Annotated in this window: 12 protein-coding genes; 9 read left to right on the top strand and 3 right to left on the bottom strand. The window is 68.6% G+C overall.

The genetic code is table 11. From position 1 onward, the window contains the following. Positions 1–173 precede the first annotated feature (173 nt). The 5 genes from LDL49_RS18055 to LDL49_RS18035 are packed head-to-tail and all read left to right on the top strand — an operon-like array spanning position 174 to position 5,736. Positions 174–1,313, top strand: a complete 1,140-nt coding sequence (locus LDL49_RS18055; RefSeq protein WP_225292227.1) for a glycosyltransferase — start codon at positions 174–176, stop codon at positions 1,311–1,313. After that, entirely contained in the window at positions 1,310–2,263 is a 954-nt protein-coding gene (locus tag LDL49_RS18050; RefSeq protein ID WP_225292226.1) for an NAD-dependent epimerase/dehydratase family protein, read from the top strand. The genes LDL49_RS18055 and LDL49_RS18050 overlap by 4 nt, the downstream gene beginning before the upstream one ends. Before the next feature lie 41 nt (positions 2,264–2,304). After that, complete coding sequence (locus tag LDL49_RS18045; RefSeq protein ID WP_225292225.1) at positions 2,305–3,294, top strand: NAD-dependent epimerase/dehydratase family protein; 990 nt, start codon at positions 2,305–2,307, stop codon at positions 3,292–3,294. Further along, positions 3,291–4,331 carry an MraY family glycosyltransferase gene (locus LDL49_RS18040; RefSeq protein WP_225292224.1) on the top strand — a complete coding sequence of 347 codons (1,041 nt, stop codon included), beginning with the start codon at positions 3,291–3,293 and terminating at the stop codon, positions 4,329–4,331. Before LDL49_RS18045 ends, LDL49_RS18040 begins: the two co-directional genes overlap by 4 nt. A 4-nt stretch (positions 4,332–4,335) precedes the next feature. Continuing rightward, positions 4,336–5,736 carry a tyrosine-protein kinase domain-containing protein gene (locus LDL49_RS18035; protein ID WP_225292223.1) on the top strand — a complete coding sequence of 467 codons (1,401 nt, stop codon included), beginning with the start codon at positions 4,336–4,338 and terminating at the stop codon, positions 5,734–5,736. On the opposite strand, the gene LDL49_RS18030 is transcribed toward LDL49_RS18035, so the two are convergent. From LDL49_RS18030 to LDL49_RS18020, 3 genes are all read right to left on the bottom strand, one after another. Then, on the bottom strand, positions 5,714–6,295 hold the full coding sequence (locus LDL49_RS18030; protein WP_225292222.1) for an arsenate reductase/protein-tyrosine-phosphatase family protein: 582 nt from the start codon (positions 6,293–6,295) through the stop codon (positions 5,714–5,716). The genes LDL49_RS18035 and LDL49_RS18030 overlap by 23 nt on opposite strands. 76 nt (positions 6,296–6,371) lie before the next feature. Continuing rightward, positions 6,372–8,156 carry a DUF4012 domain-containing protein gene (locus LDL49_RS18025; RefSeq protein ID WP_225292221.1) on the bottom strand — a complete coding sequence of 595 codons (1,785 nt, stop codon included), beginning with the start codon at positions 8,154–8,156 and terminating at the stop codon, positions 6,372–6,374. A gap of 15 nt (positions 8,157–8,171) precedes the next feature. Next, the gene (locus LDL49_RS18020; protein ID WP_225292220.1) at positions 8,172–8,471 is read right to left on the bottom strand and encodes an LPXTG cell wall anchor domain-containing protein; all 300 of its coding nucleotides are present in this window, start codon (positions 8,469–8,471) and stop codon (positions 8,172–8,174) included. 578 nt (positions 8,472–9,049) lie between these two features. Here LDL49_RS18020 and LDL49_RS18015 point away from each other — a divergent pair. Genes LDL49_RS18015 through LDL49_RS18000 form a run of 4 tightly spaced genes read left to right on the top strand, consistent with a single transcriptional unit; the run spans position 9,050 to position 13,756 of the window. Next, the gene (locus tag LDL49_RS18015) at positions 9,050–10,207 is read left to right on the top strand and encodes an ROK family transcriptional regulator (RefSeq protein WP_225292219.1); all 1,158 of its coding nucleotides are present in this window, start codon (positions 9,050–9,052) and stop codon (positions 10,205–10,207) included. 11 nt (positions 10,208–10,218) lie between these two features. Further along, positions 10,219–11,706, top strand: coding sequence for a sugar ABC transporter ATP-binding protein (locus tag LDL49_RS18010; RefSeq protein ID WP_225292218.1), 1,488 nt, complete (start codon positions 10,219–10,221; stop codon positions 11,704–11,706). Then, complete coding sequence (locus tag LDL49_RS18005) at positions 11,706–12,713, top strand: ABC transporter permease (protein ID WP_225292217.1); 1,008 nt, start codon at positions 11,706–11,708, stop codon at positions 12,711–12,713. The genes LDL49_RS18010 and LDL49_RS18005 overlap by 1 nt, the downstream gene beginning before the upstream one ends. Beyond that, complete coding sequence (locus tag LDL49_RS18000; protein ID WP_225292216.1) at positions 12,710–13,756, top strand: substrate-binding domain-containing protein; 1,047 nt, start codon at positions 12,710–12,712, stop codon at positions 13,754–13,756. Before LDL49_RS18005 ends, LDL49_RS18000 begins: the two co-directional genes overlap by 4 nt. Positions 13,757–13,760 lie beyond the last annotated feature (4 nt).

Here is a 13,760-nt window from a genome sequence, read left to right as displayed (position 1 = left end):
AGAGCTTGATCATGGGCAGGTAGGGAGCGGTAAAACATTTCGCCAGTACCGCCACGGCGTCGGGGGAACGGGCCTATTTCCTGGCTAGCTTCGCTGACGTGCGCTATGTCCATCATCGAGGAACCCGTATGCATCCGGAGAGCCGGATTCGCGTCATGGAAATCATCGCCCGGATGAACGTAGGCGGCCCTGCCACCCAAGTGCTGGGACTCTCCGAGCGGCTGAACCCGGAGGAGTTCGTCCATCGTCTCTACACGGGCCATGTCGACCATGAGGAGGGTGACCACCTCGAACTGAAGCGTTCGAGCGTGCGCGTTCACCGGATTCCGGGTCTCGGCCGCTCGATCAGACCAACCGATGACGCCCGCGCACTCCTCGGCCTGATATCCGCCATGCGCGCCTTCCGCCCGGACATCGTCCATACGCGGACGGCGAAGTCAGGCGCACTTGGGCGCGTAGCGGCCACGCTGGCCGGAGTCGGCGCCGCCCGAGTTCACGTCTTCCACGGTCATCTTCTCGACGGCTACTTCTCGGGACCCAAGCGTGCGATCTACGTGCGCGCTGAGCGGCTTCTCGCTTCCCTGTCCGATCGCCTGGTGACCGTGGGGGCTCACGTCCGAGACGACCTCCTCGCAGCGGGGATCGGCCGTCCGGAGCAGTATGTGGTGATCCCACCAGGCGTCCGGCTGGGGCCGGTGTCCGACCGCGAACTCGCGCGCCGGATTCTGGGCCTCCCCGCGGACGCACCCGTAGTGGCGTATGTGGGTCGGCTCACCCAGGTGAAGCGCCCCGATCGGTTCATCGCCACCGCGAAAGCGATCCTTCAGCGGGTGCCTGACTGCCACTTCGTCATCTGCGGCGGCGGCGAGCTCCGCGAGCAGGTGGAACGGAGCATCGAGCCGGTCCGGCCCGCCTTCCACCTGCTGGGCTGGCGAAAGGACGTGGAAACGATCTACTCCGCGGCCGACGTGGTTCTGCTGACCTCCGACAACGAAGGCACTCCCCTCACGCTCATCGAGGCGGGAATGGCAGGCACTCCCGTCGTGGCCACCCGCGTGGGCAGCGTCACTGAGGTCGTCCAGGACGGACACACCGGCTTGGTCGCCGCGATCGACACGGCGGAGCTGGCCGACCACACCGTACGGCTGCTCTCGAACTCCACGCTCGCCCGCCAGATGGGTGAGGCGGCGCGCCTCTGGACGAAGGCCTCGTTCGATGTGGACCGGCTGGTCGCGGACACCGAGGCCCTCTATCGATCACTGGGCGCGCGTCGCCGGGATCGGCTGGTCATGACAGGAGAGATGAACAAGTGAAAATCCTGGTAACCGGCGGGGCCGGATTCATCGGCGCGAACCTGTGCCGGGCGCTGGCGTCGCGGCCCGAGATCGAGCAGATCACGGTGCTCGATGACCTGAGCAGCGGCGATCTCGCCAATCTCGATGACGTCGGGGTGGATTTCGTGCGGGGCAGCATTTTGGACCTGGATCTGCTGAGCGGTCTTGTCGCGAACGCCACAACCGTGGTCCACCTTGCCGCACGTCCGTCAGTGCCTCGATCACTGGCGGACCCGCTGGCCTCGCACGGCGTCAACGCCACGGGCACCCTGCACATCCTGGAGGCCTGCCGGGCCACGAAACCGCACGTGATCCTGGCCTCGTCGTCCTCGGTGTACGGGGACTGCGCGGAGCCGTTCAAGCACGAAGACCTTGCGACCAGGCCCCTCAGCCCCTACGGCGTGAGCAAGCTGGCGACCGAGGCCTACGCTCTGGCGTACGCCTCGAGCTTCAGCCTGGCTGTGCTGCCCTTTCGCTTCTTCAACGTCTACGGCCCGCTACAGGCCGCAGATCACGCCTACGCGGCGGTCATCCCCGCCTTCGTGTCGAAAGCCTTGGCGGGCGGCCCGGTGCCGATCTACGGCGACGGGCTCCAGACGCGGGACTTCACCTATGTGGGATCGGTGACGGAGGTCCTCTGTGACGCGACCGTGCGCCGGGTGACGAGCACGAAACCGGTCAATCTCGCCTTCGGCACGCGCGTCTCGCTGCTGGAGCTGAAGGACCTCCTCGGCTCGGTCCTCGACCAGCCGATCGAGGCCGCCTTCCTCCCGCCCCGGACCGGTGACATCCGAGAATCGCAGGCTTCTTCCAACCTGCTGCGCGAACTGTTTCCCGGTGTGCGCTCGGTGCCGCTGGAGGACGGGCTGCGGATGACGGTGGACTGGTTCGAGAAGGCGGTGATCGTGAACCCCGGTGTGCATGCCTGACTTGCTGCTATCTCCAGTTCAACGCATTCATAGGGAAACCCGTGAGCAAAGCATCGAAGTGCACCTACCTGATAACGGGCGGCAGCGGATTCGTCGGGTCGCATCTGACCGACGCGTTGATCGCCCGCGGTGACTCCGTCGTTATTCTCGACAACCTGTCGACCGGGCGGCTGGCCAACCTGCGGCCGCATCCGAACCTGCGCTTCATCCAGGGCTCCATTCTGGACGAGCTGATGGTCGACGAGCTCGTCCATCAGTGCGACGTCGTCGTTCATCTCGCCGCCGCGGTGGGGGTCAAGCTGATAGTCGAGCAGCCGCTCCGATCCCTGACGACCAACATCCGCGGCTCGGAGATCGTCGTCGAGGCCGCGCATCGGTACCGGAAAAAGATCCTGATCACCAGTACGAGCGAGATCTACGGCAAGAACTCGTCGGGACCGCTGCGCGAGAACGCCGACCGCATCCTCGGCAGTCCGTCCGTGGTGAGATGGGCCTACAGCACGGCGAAGGCCGTCGACGAGATCCTCGCGAACGCCTATCACCGAGAGCGCGGCCTGCCGACGATCGTCGTCAGGCTGTTCAACACCGTGGGGCCACGGCAGAGCCCGGCCTACGGCATGGTCATTCCACGCCTCGTACGCCAGGCGCTCGCCGGCGCCCCGCTCACGGTGTTCGGCGACGGCACCCAGACCCGGTGCTTCGCCCATGTCGTGGATGTCGTCGACGCCCTGCTCCGGCTGCTCGACCACGACGCGGCGATCGGGCAGACCTTCAACATCGGATCGGCCGACGAGATCAGCATCCTGGAGCTGGCGAAGCTGGTCGTCGAGCACACCGCGTCCACCTCCGGGGTAGACCTCATCCCCTACCACGAGGCCTACGAACACGGCTTCGAGGACATGACCCGCAGGGTCCCCGACACCACCAAGATCCGAGAGCTCACGGGATGGGCTCCGCGACGCACACTGGACGAGATCCTCACCGAGATCGTCAATGAGGCCCGCGAGGAGCTCGCGGCGGCGATGCGGTGAACGGAGCACTCGCGTTGGCCGCCGGTGTGGCGGCGTGTCTGTTCAGCGCGACGGCCGCCATCCCGCTGAAGCGCCTCGCGGTTCAGTGGGGCCTCACCGATCATCCCGGCGGGCACAAGACGCATGCCCGCCCGACCCCCTACCTGGGCGGCATCGCGATCGCGCTGGCCACGATCGTCCCCACGGTGGCCGCGGTCGGCCCCGGCGACCGGCGGCTCACCGCCATCCTGCTGGCCGGCATGGCGGTGGCCCTCCTCGGCCTGATCGACGACTTCGAGTCGCTGACGACGGCCGCCAGACTGGTGGTGGAGACGGTGGCGGCGAGCGGCGTCGTGCTCTCCGGGGTCCAGCTCACGGTGACCGGCGGATGGCCGGACGGCCCGATCACCGTCATGTGGATCGTCGTGATGACCAACTCCTTCAATCTGCTGGACAACATGGACGGCTCGCTGGGGGCGGTCACCGCGGTCAGCGCCGCCTTCCTCGCGGGGACGGCCTTCTTGCAGGCATGGCCGGCTCTGGGGCTCCTGCTGGTGGCCCTGGCCGGCGCCACGCTGGGTTTCCTCCTGCACAACTGGCCGCCCGCGAAGATGTTCATGGGAGACACCGGATCGCTGTTCATCGGCTTCGTCCTCACGTGCTCGGCGGTCGTCCTGGTGATGAGACAGGGCCCGGTCACGGTGGCGGCGGGACTGCTTCTGCCCACCTTTGTCGCGACTATCGATACCGGAGTCGTGTTCATCTCCCGGATGAGGGCCGGCCGATCGCCGCTGTCGGGCGGCACCGATCACGTGTCGCATCGCCTGCGGAGGATCGGCCTGGGAGCCCGACTGGCGGCAACGGCACTCGGCGTGGGCTCAGGGCTCGCTGGTGCCCTGTACCTGGCCATGGCCATGGGCTGGGTCTCTTCTTCCATCGCGGCGGTCACCGCGGGCGGGATCGCGCTCGTCGTCTTCATCTTGCTGCAGGGCGTGAACGTTTACGCGCCGGTCCGGCACCTCAAGGCTCGTTCAAGAATCCGAGAAAGGCGGCGTTGATCCGGTGGATCTGCTCTATTACATGCGGCTCGTGCGCAGGAACTGGTTGCTCATCCTCGCCTCGCTGGCCATCGGGATGGGCGCGGCGGCGGTGGTCACCGCGAACACGCCGCCGAAGTATGTCGCGGCGATCTCGATGCTGGTCTCCGGCCAAGACAGGGAGGGCAGCCTCTCCGCCGCGTACCAAGCGGGAATACTGTCGGCGCAGAGGGTCCAGTCCTATGCCACCTTGTTGTCCAGCCATCGGGTGGTCAGCCAGATCGCCGCACCCGAGGACATCCGGAGTGTGCAGGCGAACATCTCGGCGGAAGTCGTCCCCGGTACCGTCCTGCTCCATGCGACTGTCACGGACAGCGACCCGGTCCGCGCCGCACATCTGGCCAACGCCCTGGGGGCGCGGTTCACGCAGCTGATCGACCAGATCGAGCGGGTCACTCCAGCCAGCCGCCCCGCGATCAAGATCACGGTGGTGGACCAGGCGGAGACCCCTCAGGCGCCGGTCAGCCCCAGGCCGGTGATCAACATGGTGCTCGCCGTACTGATCTCGCTGCTCGCCGCCGTCGCCGCGCTGGTGCTCCGTGATCGCCTGGACACGACCATCAAGTCCTCCGACACGCTGCAGCGGGTCTCGAAGAGCTCGACTCTCGGCATCATCGGGTACGAGCGGGACGCTCGGCGTCACCCGCTGATCGTCCGTAGCGGGGGTCGATCGTCCAGGTCGGAGGCGTTCCGCTCACTCCGTACGAACCTGCAGTTCATCGGCGTGGACCGGCAGCCCAAATCCCTGGTGATCACCAGCTGCCTGCCGAACGAGGGTAAGTCCTCGACCTCCTCCAACCTCGCGATCGCCCTTGCCCAGGCGGGGTGGCGGGTGCTCCTGATCGACGGCGACCTCCGTCGTCCGCGCATCCCGACCTACCTCGGCATCGAGGGCGCGGTCGGCCTGACGGACGTGCTGATCGGCAAGGCGCGCCTGGACGAGGTGATTCAGCCCTGGGGCGAGCCGCGCCTGTTCGTGCTGCCGAGTGGCCAGATCCCGCCGAACCCGAGCGAGTTGCTCGGCTCACGAGGGATGCGCCAGGTGATCGACCAGGTCATGGGCGACTACGACATCGTGATCGTCGACGCGCCGCCGCTGCTGCCGGTGACCGACGCCGCGACGCTCTCGGCGATCTGCGACGGAGTGCTGCTCGTCGCGCGGTACGGCAAGACCCGGCAGGAGCACATCCTCCGGGGCATTGAGCTGCTGGCGTCGATCAACGCTCGCATCGTCGGCACGGTCATGAACTTCGTCCCGGCGAAGGCCAGCCGGTACGACGGCTACGGCTACGGCTACGGCTACGAGACCGACACCGAGGCCGAGGCCGAGGCCAAGGCTGCGGTCAAGGCGCCGACGGCTGTGTGAGGAGCCGGAGCGGGACGTCGAGCGATCTGGCGATCCTCCGTCCCGCCATCCGGTGATGCCATCGGGTGCCGCCGAAGGGGTCGAGGATGTCGGGCCGGTCCACCGGCACCAGGCCGCGTAGCCTGCGCACCTCGTCGACCAGCGCGTGCGCCCGCTGCACCGCATCGCGATGACGGGTGACCGCCATGGGCTCGACCGCGCTGCTCAAGGCACCGAACTCGACGATGGTGAAGGTACGACCGGCTGCCTGGAGATGCCTGGTCACCACTTCGGCACGATGCGCGGAGGCGGCCGTCAGCACGAGGTCCGCGGCGGCCACCACCTCGGTGGTCAGCGGGCTGGAGACGAAGCCGCTGGGATCGCCACCGAGGCGAAGCAGCGTCCGCCGCGTGTGCTCGGCCATCTCCATGCCCGGCTCGGCGTGGGTGCCCGCGCTGGTCACCCGGAACGCCGGCCCGAGGGCCGGCCGGGTCAGCCGCTCCGCCAGAGGAGAGCGGCAGATGTTGCCCGTGCAGACGAACAGGATGTGGAAACCAGACGCGTCCCGCGTACCTTCCATGAGCGCGACGGTAGAACGCCCTGGTCAGACGGCCATTGGCGGCGCGCCGCTCTTTACCCTTCGCTTCAGATACCGATTATTTGGTGGGAGCCTCGAAGGCACAGCCCCGATGGTCCTGGGTGATGCTGGTCTGCTGGGGATGGACCAGCGGCTGCACGGGCACCCGCGGCGCCGCGTCCGAGGCGGGTTCGAGCAGGAGGAACTCCAGCGTCTTCGACTGCCGGGGCGCGAGCTCCAGCATGGTGGAGTAGACGGGGTGGGATCGTTCGACCTCTTTGATGACCTTCACGAGCTTCCCGTCGATCCGCACGCCGCCGTTCCTCGCTCCGACCCCGGTGTACAGCGACACCCACAGCAGGTTGGATCCGACGGCGTGGGCGCGGTCCGGGGAATCAAGGCGGCTGGTGACATACCTGGGCAGCTTCCTGCGCGGCACGTCATTGGTGAGACTGACCCGCACCCTCGTGACGCGTTGCCCGTCGGGACGGCAGGGGCCCAGCTCATAGTCGACCGAGCGCCTGAGGTAGTAGTCGAGCTTGTTGCCGCCGGAATTGTTGACCACCAGTCCGGCGAACGGTCCCGGCTCCCGGGACAGCACACCGCCCAGCGGCGTCGTCGCCAGGCGGCGCTGCTCGACGCCCCTGCGGCTCCACACCTGGATCCGCCGCTCATCCACCATCTGCGCCAAGGTGGACATCAAGGTGCGGAGATCCGGATGGGATCGGATCATCGCCTCGCTGACGGCGCCGGCGATCGTGATGAGGTACTTCTTACGCTCGTCCGGATCCTGGTAGCGGACATAGGCCGCCCGCTCGGTGAGGTCGGTGACGTTCTCGGCGGTCACCGTCTCGCCGCCCGGGAGGGTGACCGGCCCGATCAGCCGCAGCAGGTAGGAGAGCCCGACCGGGTCGGTCGCGATGGCACCGTCCAGTCGCCGGCCGGTCTGCCGCTCCCAGAGCGCGGTCCAGGTGGTCGCGGCGTACGGGAAATGCGGGGAAAGATTGGAATTGGAGAGCAGGGAAAGCGCGCTCGGCCCGTAACGCGCGCTGAACGCCGGCCCATTGTCGGCGACCGGCACCGAACTCGGCGCGAGGCGGGAGTTGGCGGAGAGCCGCTGAATGTCGATTTCGCCGCCCCCGGCTTTCAGAATGCCGAAGGCGCCCACCAGGCCGCCGGTTCCGCGCGCCTCGGCATTCGTCTGGAACGCCAGGAAGTAGCGGCGTGGACCGTCATGGCCCAGCATCGGCGGCAGCAGGGCGGCGGCGTCGGCCGCGGCGCCCAGCCAGCCGTGCAGCCGATCGACCTGCTCCAGGGCCGCGACGCGGGCCTGGTCCAGCTCGATCACGCCCGTGTCCGCCGGGGTAACGGACAGGCGGGAGCGCGCCAGAGCGACCCGGTCGGCGGCGGCGTCCAGGACCGGTGCCGCCGACTCCAGGTCGGCCAGCAGCTTGCCCATGTCGGTCATGGACGGCCCGTCGCCCTTGGCGGACGCACCGGCCGTGATCAGCCGCCCGGCGGCCCGGTGCACGTCGGTCAGGGCGCCGGTCAGCTCCGCGGCGGTCTCCGCCAGACCGCGGATGGTCGTCGCGCTCTCTCCCACCAGGGGAGTGTGAGCGATCAACGACCAGTCCGGGCCGGAGGTGAGTCGGCGGGCCTCGCTCGCGTGCCACCGCGCGTCCGCGAGCGTCCCGGCCAGCCGGCCGGGGTCGCTCGCGCGCAGCAGGACCAGCGCGTTCCTGGTCGCCTGCAGGTGGTCCCGCACGCTCAGAGCGAGGTGCGCGGCCCAACCCCCGGCCAGCGTGAGAGCTGCGGCGGGAGCCAGCAGGCCGGCGATGACGACTCGGCGTCTCTTACTTCGCACTGTGAGATCGGCGACTTACTTCGCGCTGTACGATCGGCGACGCCGCATGGCGATCAGCGTGCCGGCGGTGCCCGTCAGGAGCATGCCGGCACCGGCTGCGGCCAGGGCCTTCACGGGTGCTCCGGTCATCGGCAGCTCCCTGTGGTGGCGATGGCACCCGTGGCCACAGCCCCGATGGTGACGATGCCACCCGTCGAACTCCTCGGGGTCGACGTCGACGTCGATGTTGACGTGCGACGACGCCGACGAGGTGGCCCTCGGCGTCGCGGCGGCATTGGCCCTCGGCGGATAGGGTCGCGGGCTCTCGGTGCTCATGGGTGCCACCTGGCTGTCCGTGGAGGCGGACGCCAGTCCTGCGGTCCCGAAGGCGATCCCACCTCCCACGGCCATCGCCACGAAAATAGGTATCGTGATTTTTTCTCTCATTTCGGACTCCCCGTATGGATGGCGGTTCGGGTCATGGGACATTTCGCCCGGAATTCCAGCGAAGTGTTCGCCACGGAACCCGTTATATGCGCCCTCCTAATGGGTGCTCCGTTCGCCGCACAGTTCTTACCGAATGACCACTAATGGTTCTCCAGATGTTGACGGTCTGCCCGGCCCCGATGCTCCGCGGCCGTGCCGCTCTCGTGGGGAGGTCGCTCCGAGACGGTGGGGTGCGTGGCGGTGGGCCACCAGGGCGTGTGGCGGCGGGCCGTCGAAGCGTTGGGGGTCGGCGGCCGGAACGTGCGGCGACGAGCCGCCGCCAGGGCGGCGCGCGGTGCGACCTCGCTGGGGCCGAACCGCCCTTATGTCCGAATTCGGAGATCTTTGTTTGATTATCGGCGGAAGTAGGGAGGGTTTGCGCGGCCAACACTCTTGATTTGCCGCTTGTGTGATCTTATTGTCGCCGCATGACCTCCGCTCCGGGTTCGCCCGGTGACGTTCTGACGCTCATCAGCGCCGGTTCCGCGACCACCCGCTCGGACCTCGCCCGGCTCACCGGCCTGGCCAGGTCCACGATCAGCCAGCGCGTCGACGCGCTGATCGAGCGTGGCCTGGTCTCCGAGACCGGGAGCGGCGAGTCCACCGGCGGCCGGCCGCCGCGGCAGTTACGCCTGCACACCGCGGACCACGCCTTCGCGGGCGTCGACCTGGGCGCCACACATTGCAGGATCGCGCTGATGGACATCTCGGGCGACGTGCTGGCCGAGTGCGAGGACCCGCTGCTGATCGCCGAGGGGCCGGAGACGGTCCTGGCTCACGTCGACGAGCGGCTGGACGGGTTGCTCGCCGAGGCGGGACATCCGCGGGCCGCGCTCAAGGCGATCGGGATGGGGGTGCCGGGGCCGGTGGAGTTCGCCACTGGCCGGCCCAACAACCCGCCGATCATGCCGGGATGGAACGACTACCCGATTCCCGAGCACTTTGCGGGCTGCGCCGTACTCGTCGACAACGACGTGAACGTCATGGCGCTCGGCGAGCACCGCAACGCCTACCCCGGCGCCGACCACCTGCTGTTCGTCAAGATCGGCACCGGCATCGGCTGCGGCATCGTGGCCGAGGGCAAGCTGCACCGCGGCGCCCAGGGCTCGGCGGGCGACATCGGCCACATCCGGGTCTCCGGCCACGAGGAAGCCGGCTGCCGCTGCGGCAACAGCGCCTGCCTGGAGGCCGTCGCCGGCGGCGCGGCCGTCGCCAGGAGGCTGACCGAGCTCGGCACGCCCGCCGAGTCGGGGGCCGAAGTCGTGGCGCTGGTACAGGCGGGCAACACGCAGGCGCTCCGGCTGGTCAGAGAGGCGGGCCGGCTGATCGGCGAGGTGCTCGCCGGCCTGGTCAACTTCTTCAACCCCGAGGTGATCGTCATCGGCGGCGCGCTGTCCCGGGTCCACGAACACCTGCTCGCCGGCATCAAGGAGACCGTCTACCGCAGATCGCTGCCGCTGGCCACACATCACCTCTCGATCGTGCCCAGCCGTACCGGGATCAACGCCGCCGCGCTGGGCGCCGGGATCCTGGCGATCGAGAACTACCTGTCACCCGAGAACATCAACCGGATCGTCAACGCCTGAAAGGGACCCCGATGCTGGTCATGAGGGGGATCGTCAAGCAGTTCCCTGGCGTGCGCGCGCTCGACGGGGTGGACCTCGACGTGAGCGCCGGCGAGGTGCACTGCCTGCTCGGCCAGAACGGCGCGGGCAAGTCGACGCTCATCAAGGTGCTGGCCGGCGTGCACCAGCCAGACCAGGGCACGATCGAGTTCAACGGCGCGCAGGTCAGGGCCGGGAGCCCGATCGACGCCATCAGGCTCGGCTTCGCCACCATCTACCAGGAACTCGACCTTGTCGACGGGCTCAGCGTCGCGGAGAACATCTTCCTGGGCCACGAGCACGCGCGCGCCGGCTTCGTGAACAGGGGAGCGGCCAACCGGGCCGCCGCCGCGGTGCTGGCCAGGCTCGGCCACCCGGAGATCCGGCCGAAGGCCGAGGTCGGGCGGCTGGCACCGGCCGCCAAGCAGGTCGTCTCGATGGCCCGCGCGCTCTCCCACGAGGCTCGCCTGATCATCATGGACGAGCCGTCGGCCGCGCTGGCCCACGACGAGGTGGCCAACCTGTTCCGCATCATCCGCGAGCTCACCGCCCAGGGCGTCGCCGTCGTCTACATCTCGCACCGGCTGGAGGAGATCCGCGAGATCGGCGACCGGGTCACCGTGCTCAAGGACGGGCGTACGGTCGCCGTCGGCCTGCCCGCCCGCGACACGCCGACCACCGAGATCGTCTCGCTCATGACCGGCCGCAACGTCGAGTACGTCTTCCCGCCCCGCGCCGCCGAGCCCCCGGGCGAGGAGGTGCTGCGCGTCGAAGGACTCGGCTCGCCGGGCGCTTTCGCCGACGTGTCGTTCTCGGTGCGCGCCGGTGAGATCGTCGGGCTGGCCGGGCTGGTCGGCTCCGGCCGTTCGGAGATCCTGGAGGCGGTCTACGGCGCCCGTCGCGCCTCCGGCCGCGTCCTGCTGTCAGGCAAGACCCTGCGGCGGGGCGACGTCGTCGGCACCGTACGGCAAGGCATGGGCCTGGCCCCGGAAGAGCGCAAGGCCCAGGCGCTCCTGCTCGACCAGAGCGTGACCGCCAACATCACCCTGGGCAGCCTGCCGGAGTTCGCCACCTTCGGCTGGATGGACCGGGCCCGCGAGAAGGCCGAGGCGCGGCGTCTGGTAGAGGCGCTCGACATCCGTCCGCCCGACCCCGAACGGCCGATCAAGACGCTGTCCGGCGGCAACCAGCAGAAGGCCGTACTGGCTCGCTGGCTGCTCGGCGGGCGCAAGTTACTCCTGCTCGACGAGCCGACCAGGGGCGTGGACGTCGGGGCCAGGGCCGAACTGTACGCGGTGATCCGCGGGCTGGCCGACCAGGGCATCGGCGTGCTGCTGGTCTCTAGCGAGGTGCCCGAGGTGCTCGGCCTGTCCGACCGCGTGCTGGTGCTGCGCGAGGGGACGGTCATCCACCAGGGCGACGCCCAAGAGCTCGACGAGCATCGCGTGCTCGACATGATCATGGATGGGAGAGCCGCCTGATGAGCAACCCCGCAGAAGCGGGCCCGCAGAACCGCCTCGCCGTGCGGGCGCCCGGTCCGCTGGCCTGGCTCGGAGAGGCACGGCACCTGGGCCTGGTGGTCGCGCTGGTCCTGCTCGCGATCGTCGGCCTGGTCACCAAGCCCGAGAACTTCGCCACCACCTCCAACCTGGTCAGCATCCTGTCGCTGGCCGCCACGATCGGCGTCATCACGGTCGGCGCCACGTTCGTCATCATCGGCGGCGGCATCGACCTGTCGGTGGGCGCCACCATGGCCCTGGCCTCCGTCTGGGCCACCACCCTGGCCACGCAGGCGTACGGACCGGCCGTCATGGCCGTCTGCGCGATCCTCGTCGGAACCGGCACGGGCCTGGTCAACGGGCTGCTCATCGCGTACGGGCGGCTGGTGCCGTTCATCGCCACCCTGGCGATGCTGGTCGCGGCGCGCGGGCTGGCCCAGCGCATGTCCGACCGCAAGACGCAGATCATCCAGTCCGACAACGGCGCGATCGTGGACCTGTCGACCACGCGGTTGCTCGGCGTCCCGCTGCTGGTCTACATCTTCGCGCTGGTCGTGGTGCTGGGCTGGATCCTGCTCAACCGCACCACGTTCGGCCGCCGCACCTACGCGGTCGGCGGCAACCCCGAGGCGGCCCGGCTGGCCGGCATCAACGTCCGCCGGCACACGATGCTCCTGTACGCCCTGTCCGGGCTGTGCTGCGGCATCGCCGCCATCCTCATCATGGCCCGCACCACCACGGGCTCCTCCACGCACGGCGACCTGTACGAGCTCGACGCCATCGCCGCCGTCATCATCGGCGGCACCCTGCTCACGGGCGGCCGCGGCACGATCATCGGCTCGATCCTGGGCCTGCTGATCTTCACCCTCATCACGAACCTGTTCATCCTCAACGGGCTCAACACCAGCGACCAGCTGATCGCGAAGGGCCTGATCATCGTCGTCGCCGTCCTTCTCCAGCGACGGAACCTGAAGGAGAGAGCACCATGAGCAACAACGTCGCGCGCAGGGGTTTCCTGGTCGGCGGAGCCGTGATGTTAGCGGCCGGCTGCACCAGCAACGAGCCCGCCGCCGCCCCCTCGACGGTGGCGCCCGCCCCTGCCCCCGCGGCCAGCGGCAACGACCAGCCCGGCACCAAGGTGGTCATCGGCTTCTCCGCGCCCGCCGCCGACCACGGCTGGATCGCGGCCATCGCGAAGAACGCCGAGTCCGCGGCCAAGCAGTATTCGGACGTCGAGTTCAAGCCCGTCGAGCCGACGAACGACATCAACCAGCAGATCTCCGCCGTCGAGTCGCTGATCGCGGCCAAGGTCAGCGCCCTGGTGATCCTGCCGAACGACGGCCAGCAGCTCAACCAGGTCGCGCTCCAGGCCACCCAGGCCGGCATCCCGGTCGTCAACCTCGACCGGATCTTCCCCGACAAGCTGGCGTACCGCACCTGGATCGGCGGCGACAACTACGGCATGGGCGTGGCGGCCGGCCAGTACATCGGCAAGCAGCTCAAGGACAAGGGCGTCTCGAACCCGGTGATCGTGGAGATCCAGGGCATCGCGACGCTCCCGCTGACCCAGGACCGCAGCAAGGGTTTCGCCGACGCGCTGAAGACGTTCGGCTTCAGCGTCACCGCGAAGCAGGACGCCAAGTTCACCGTGGAGACCGGCAACTCGGTGGCCGCCAGCCTGCTGCAGGCGCACAAGAAGATCGACGCCCTGTGGAACCACGACGACGACCAGGGCGTGGGCGTGCTCGCCGCCATCAAGGAGGCGAACAGGAACGAGTTCTTCATGGTCGGCGGCGCCGGCTCCCTGAACGCCATGAAGGAGATCCAGTCGGGCACCTCCGTGCTGAAGGCCACCGTCACCTACAGTCCTACGATGGCCTCGTCGGCCATCAAGCTGGCCAGGTTGATCGCGCAGCAGAAGGGCATGAGCGACCTGGTGGAGAACCAGGTGCCACAGTCCATCACGCTCGCGTCGGAGACCATTACCAAGGAGAACGTCGAGAAGTACCTGCCACTCGGCTTCGAATCCTGATCGG

The sequence above is a fragment of the Nonomuraea aurantiaca genome (genome assembly GCF_020215705.1).
Lineage (GTDB): Bacteria > Actinomycetota > Actinomycetes > Streptosporangiales > Streptosporangiaceae > Nonomuraea > Nonomuraea aurantiaca.
This window is presented reverse-complemented; position numbering and strand designations above follow the sequence as displayed.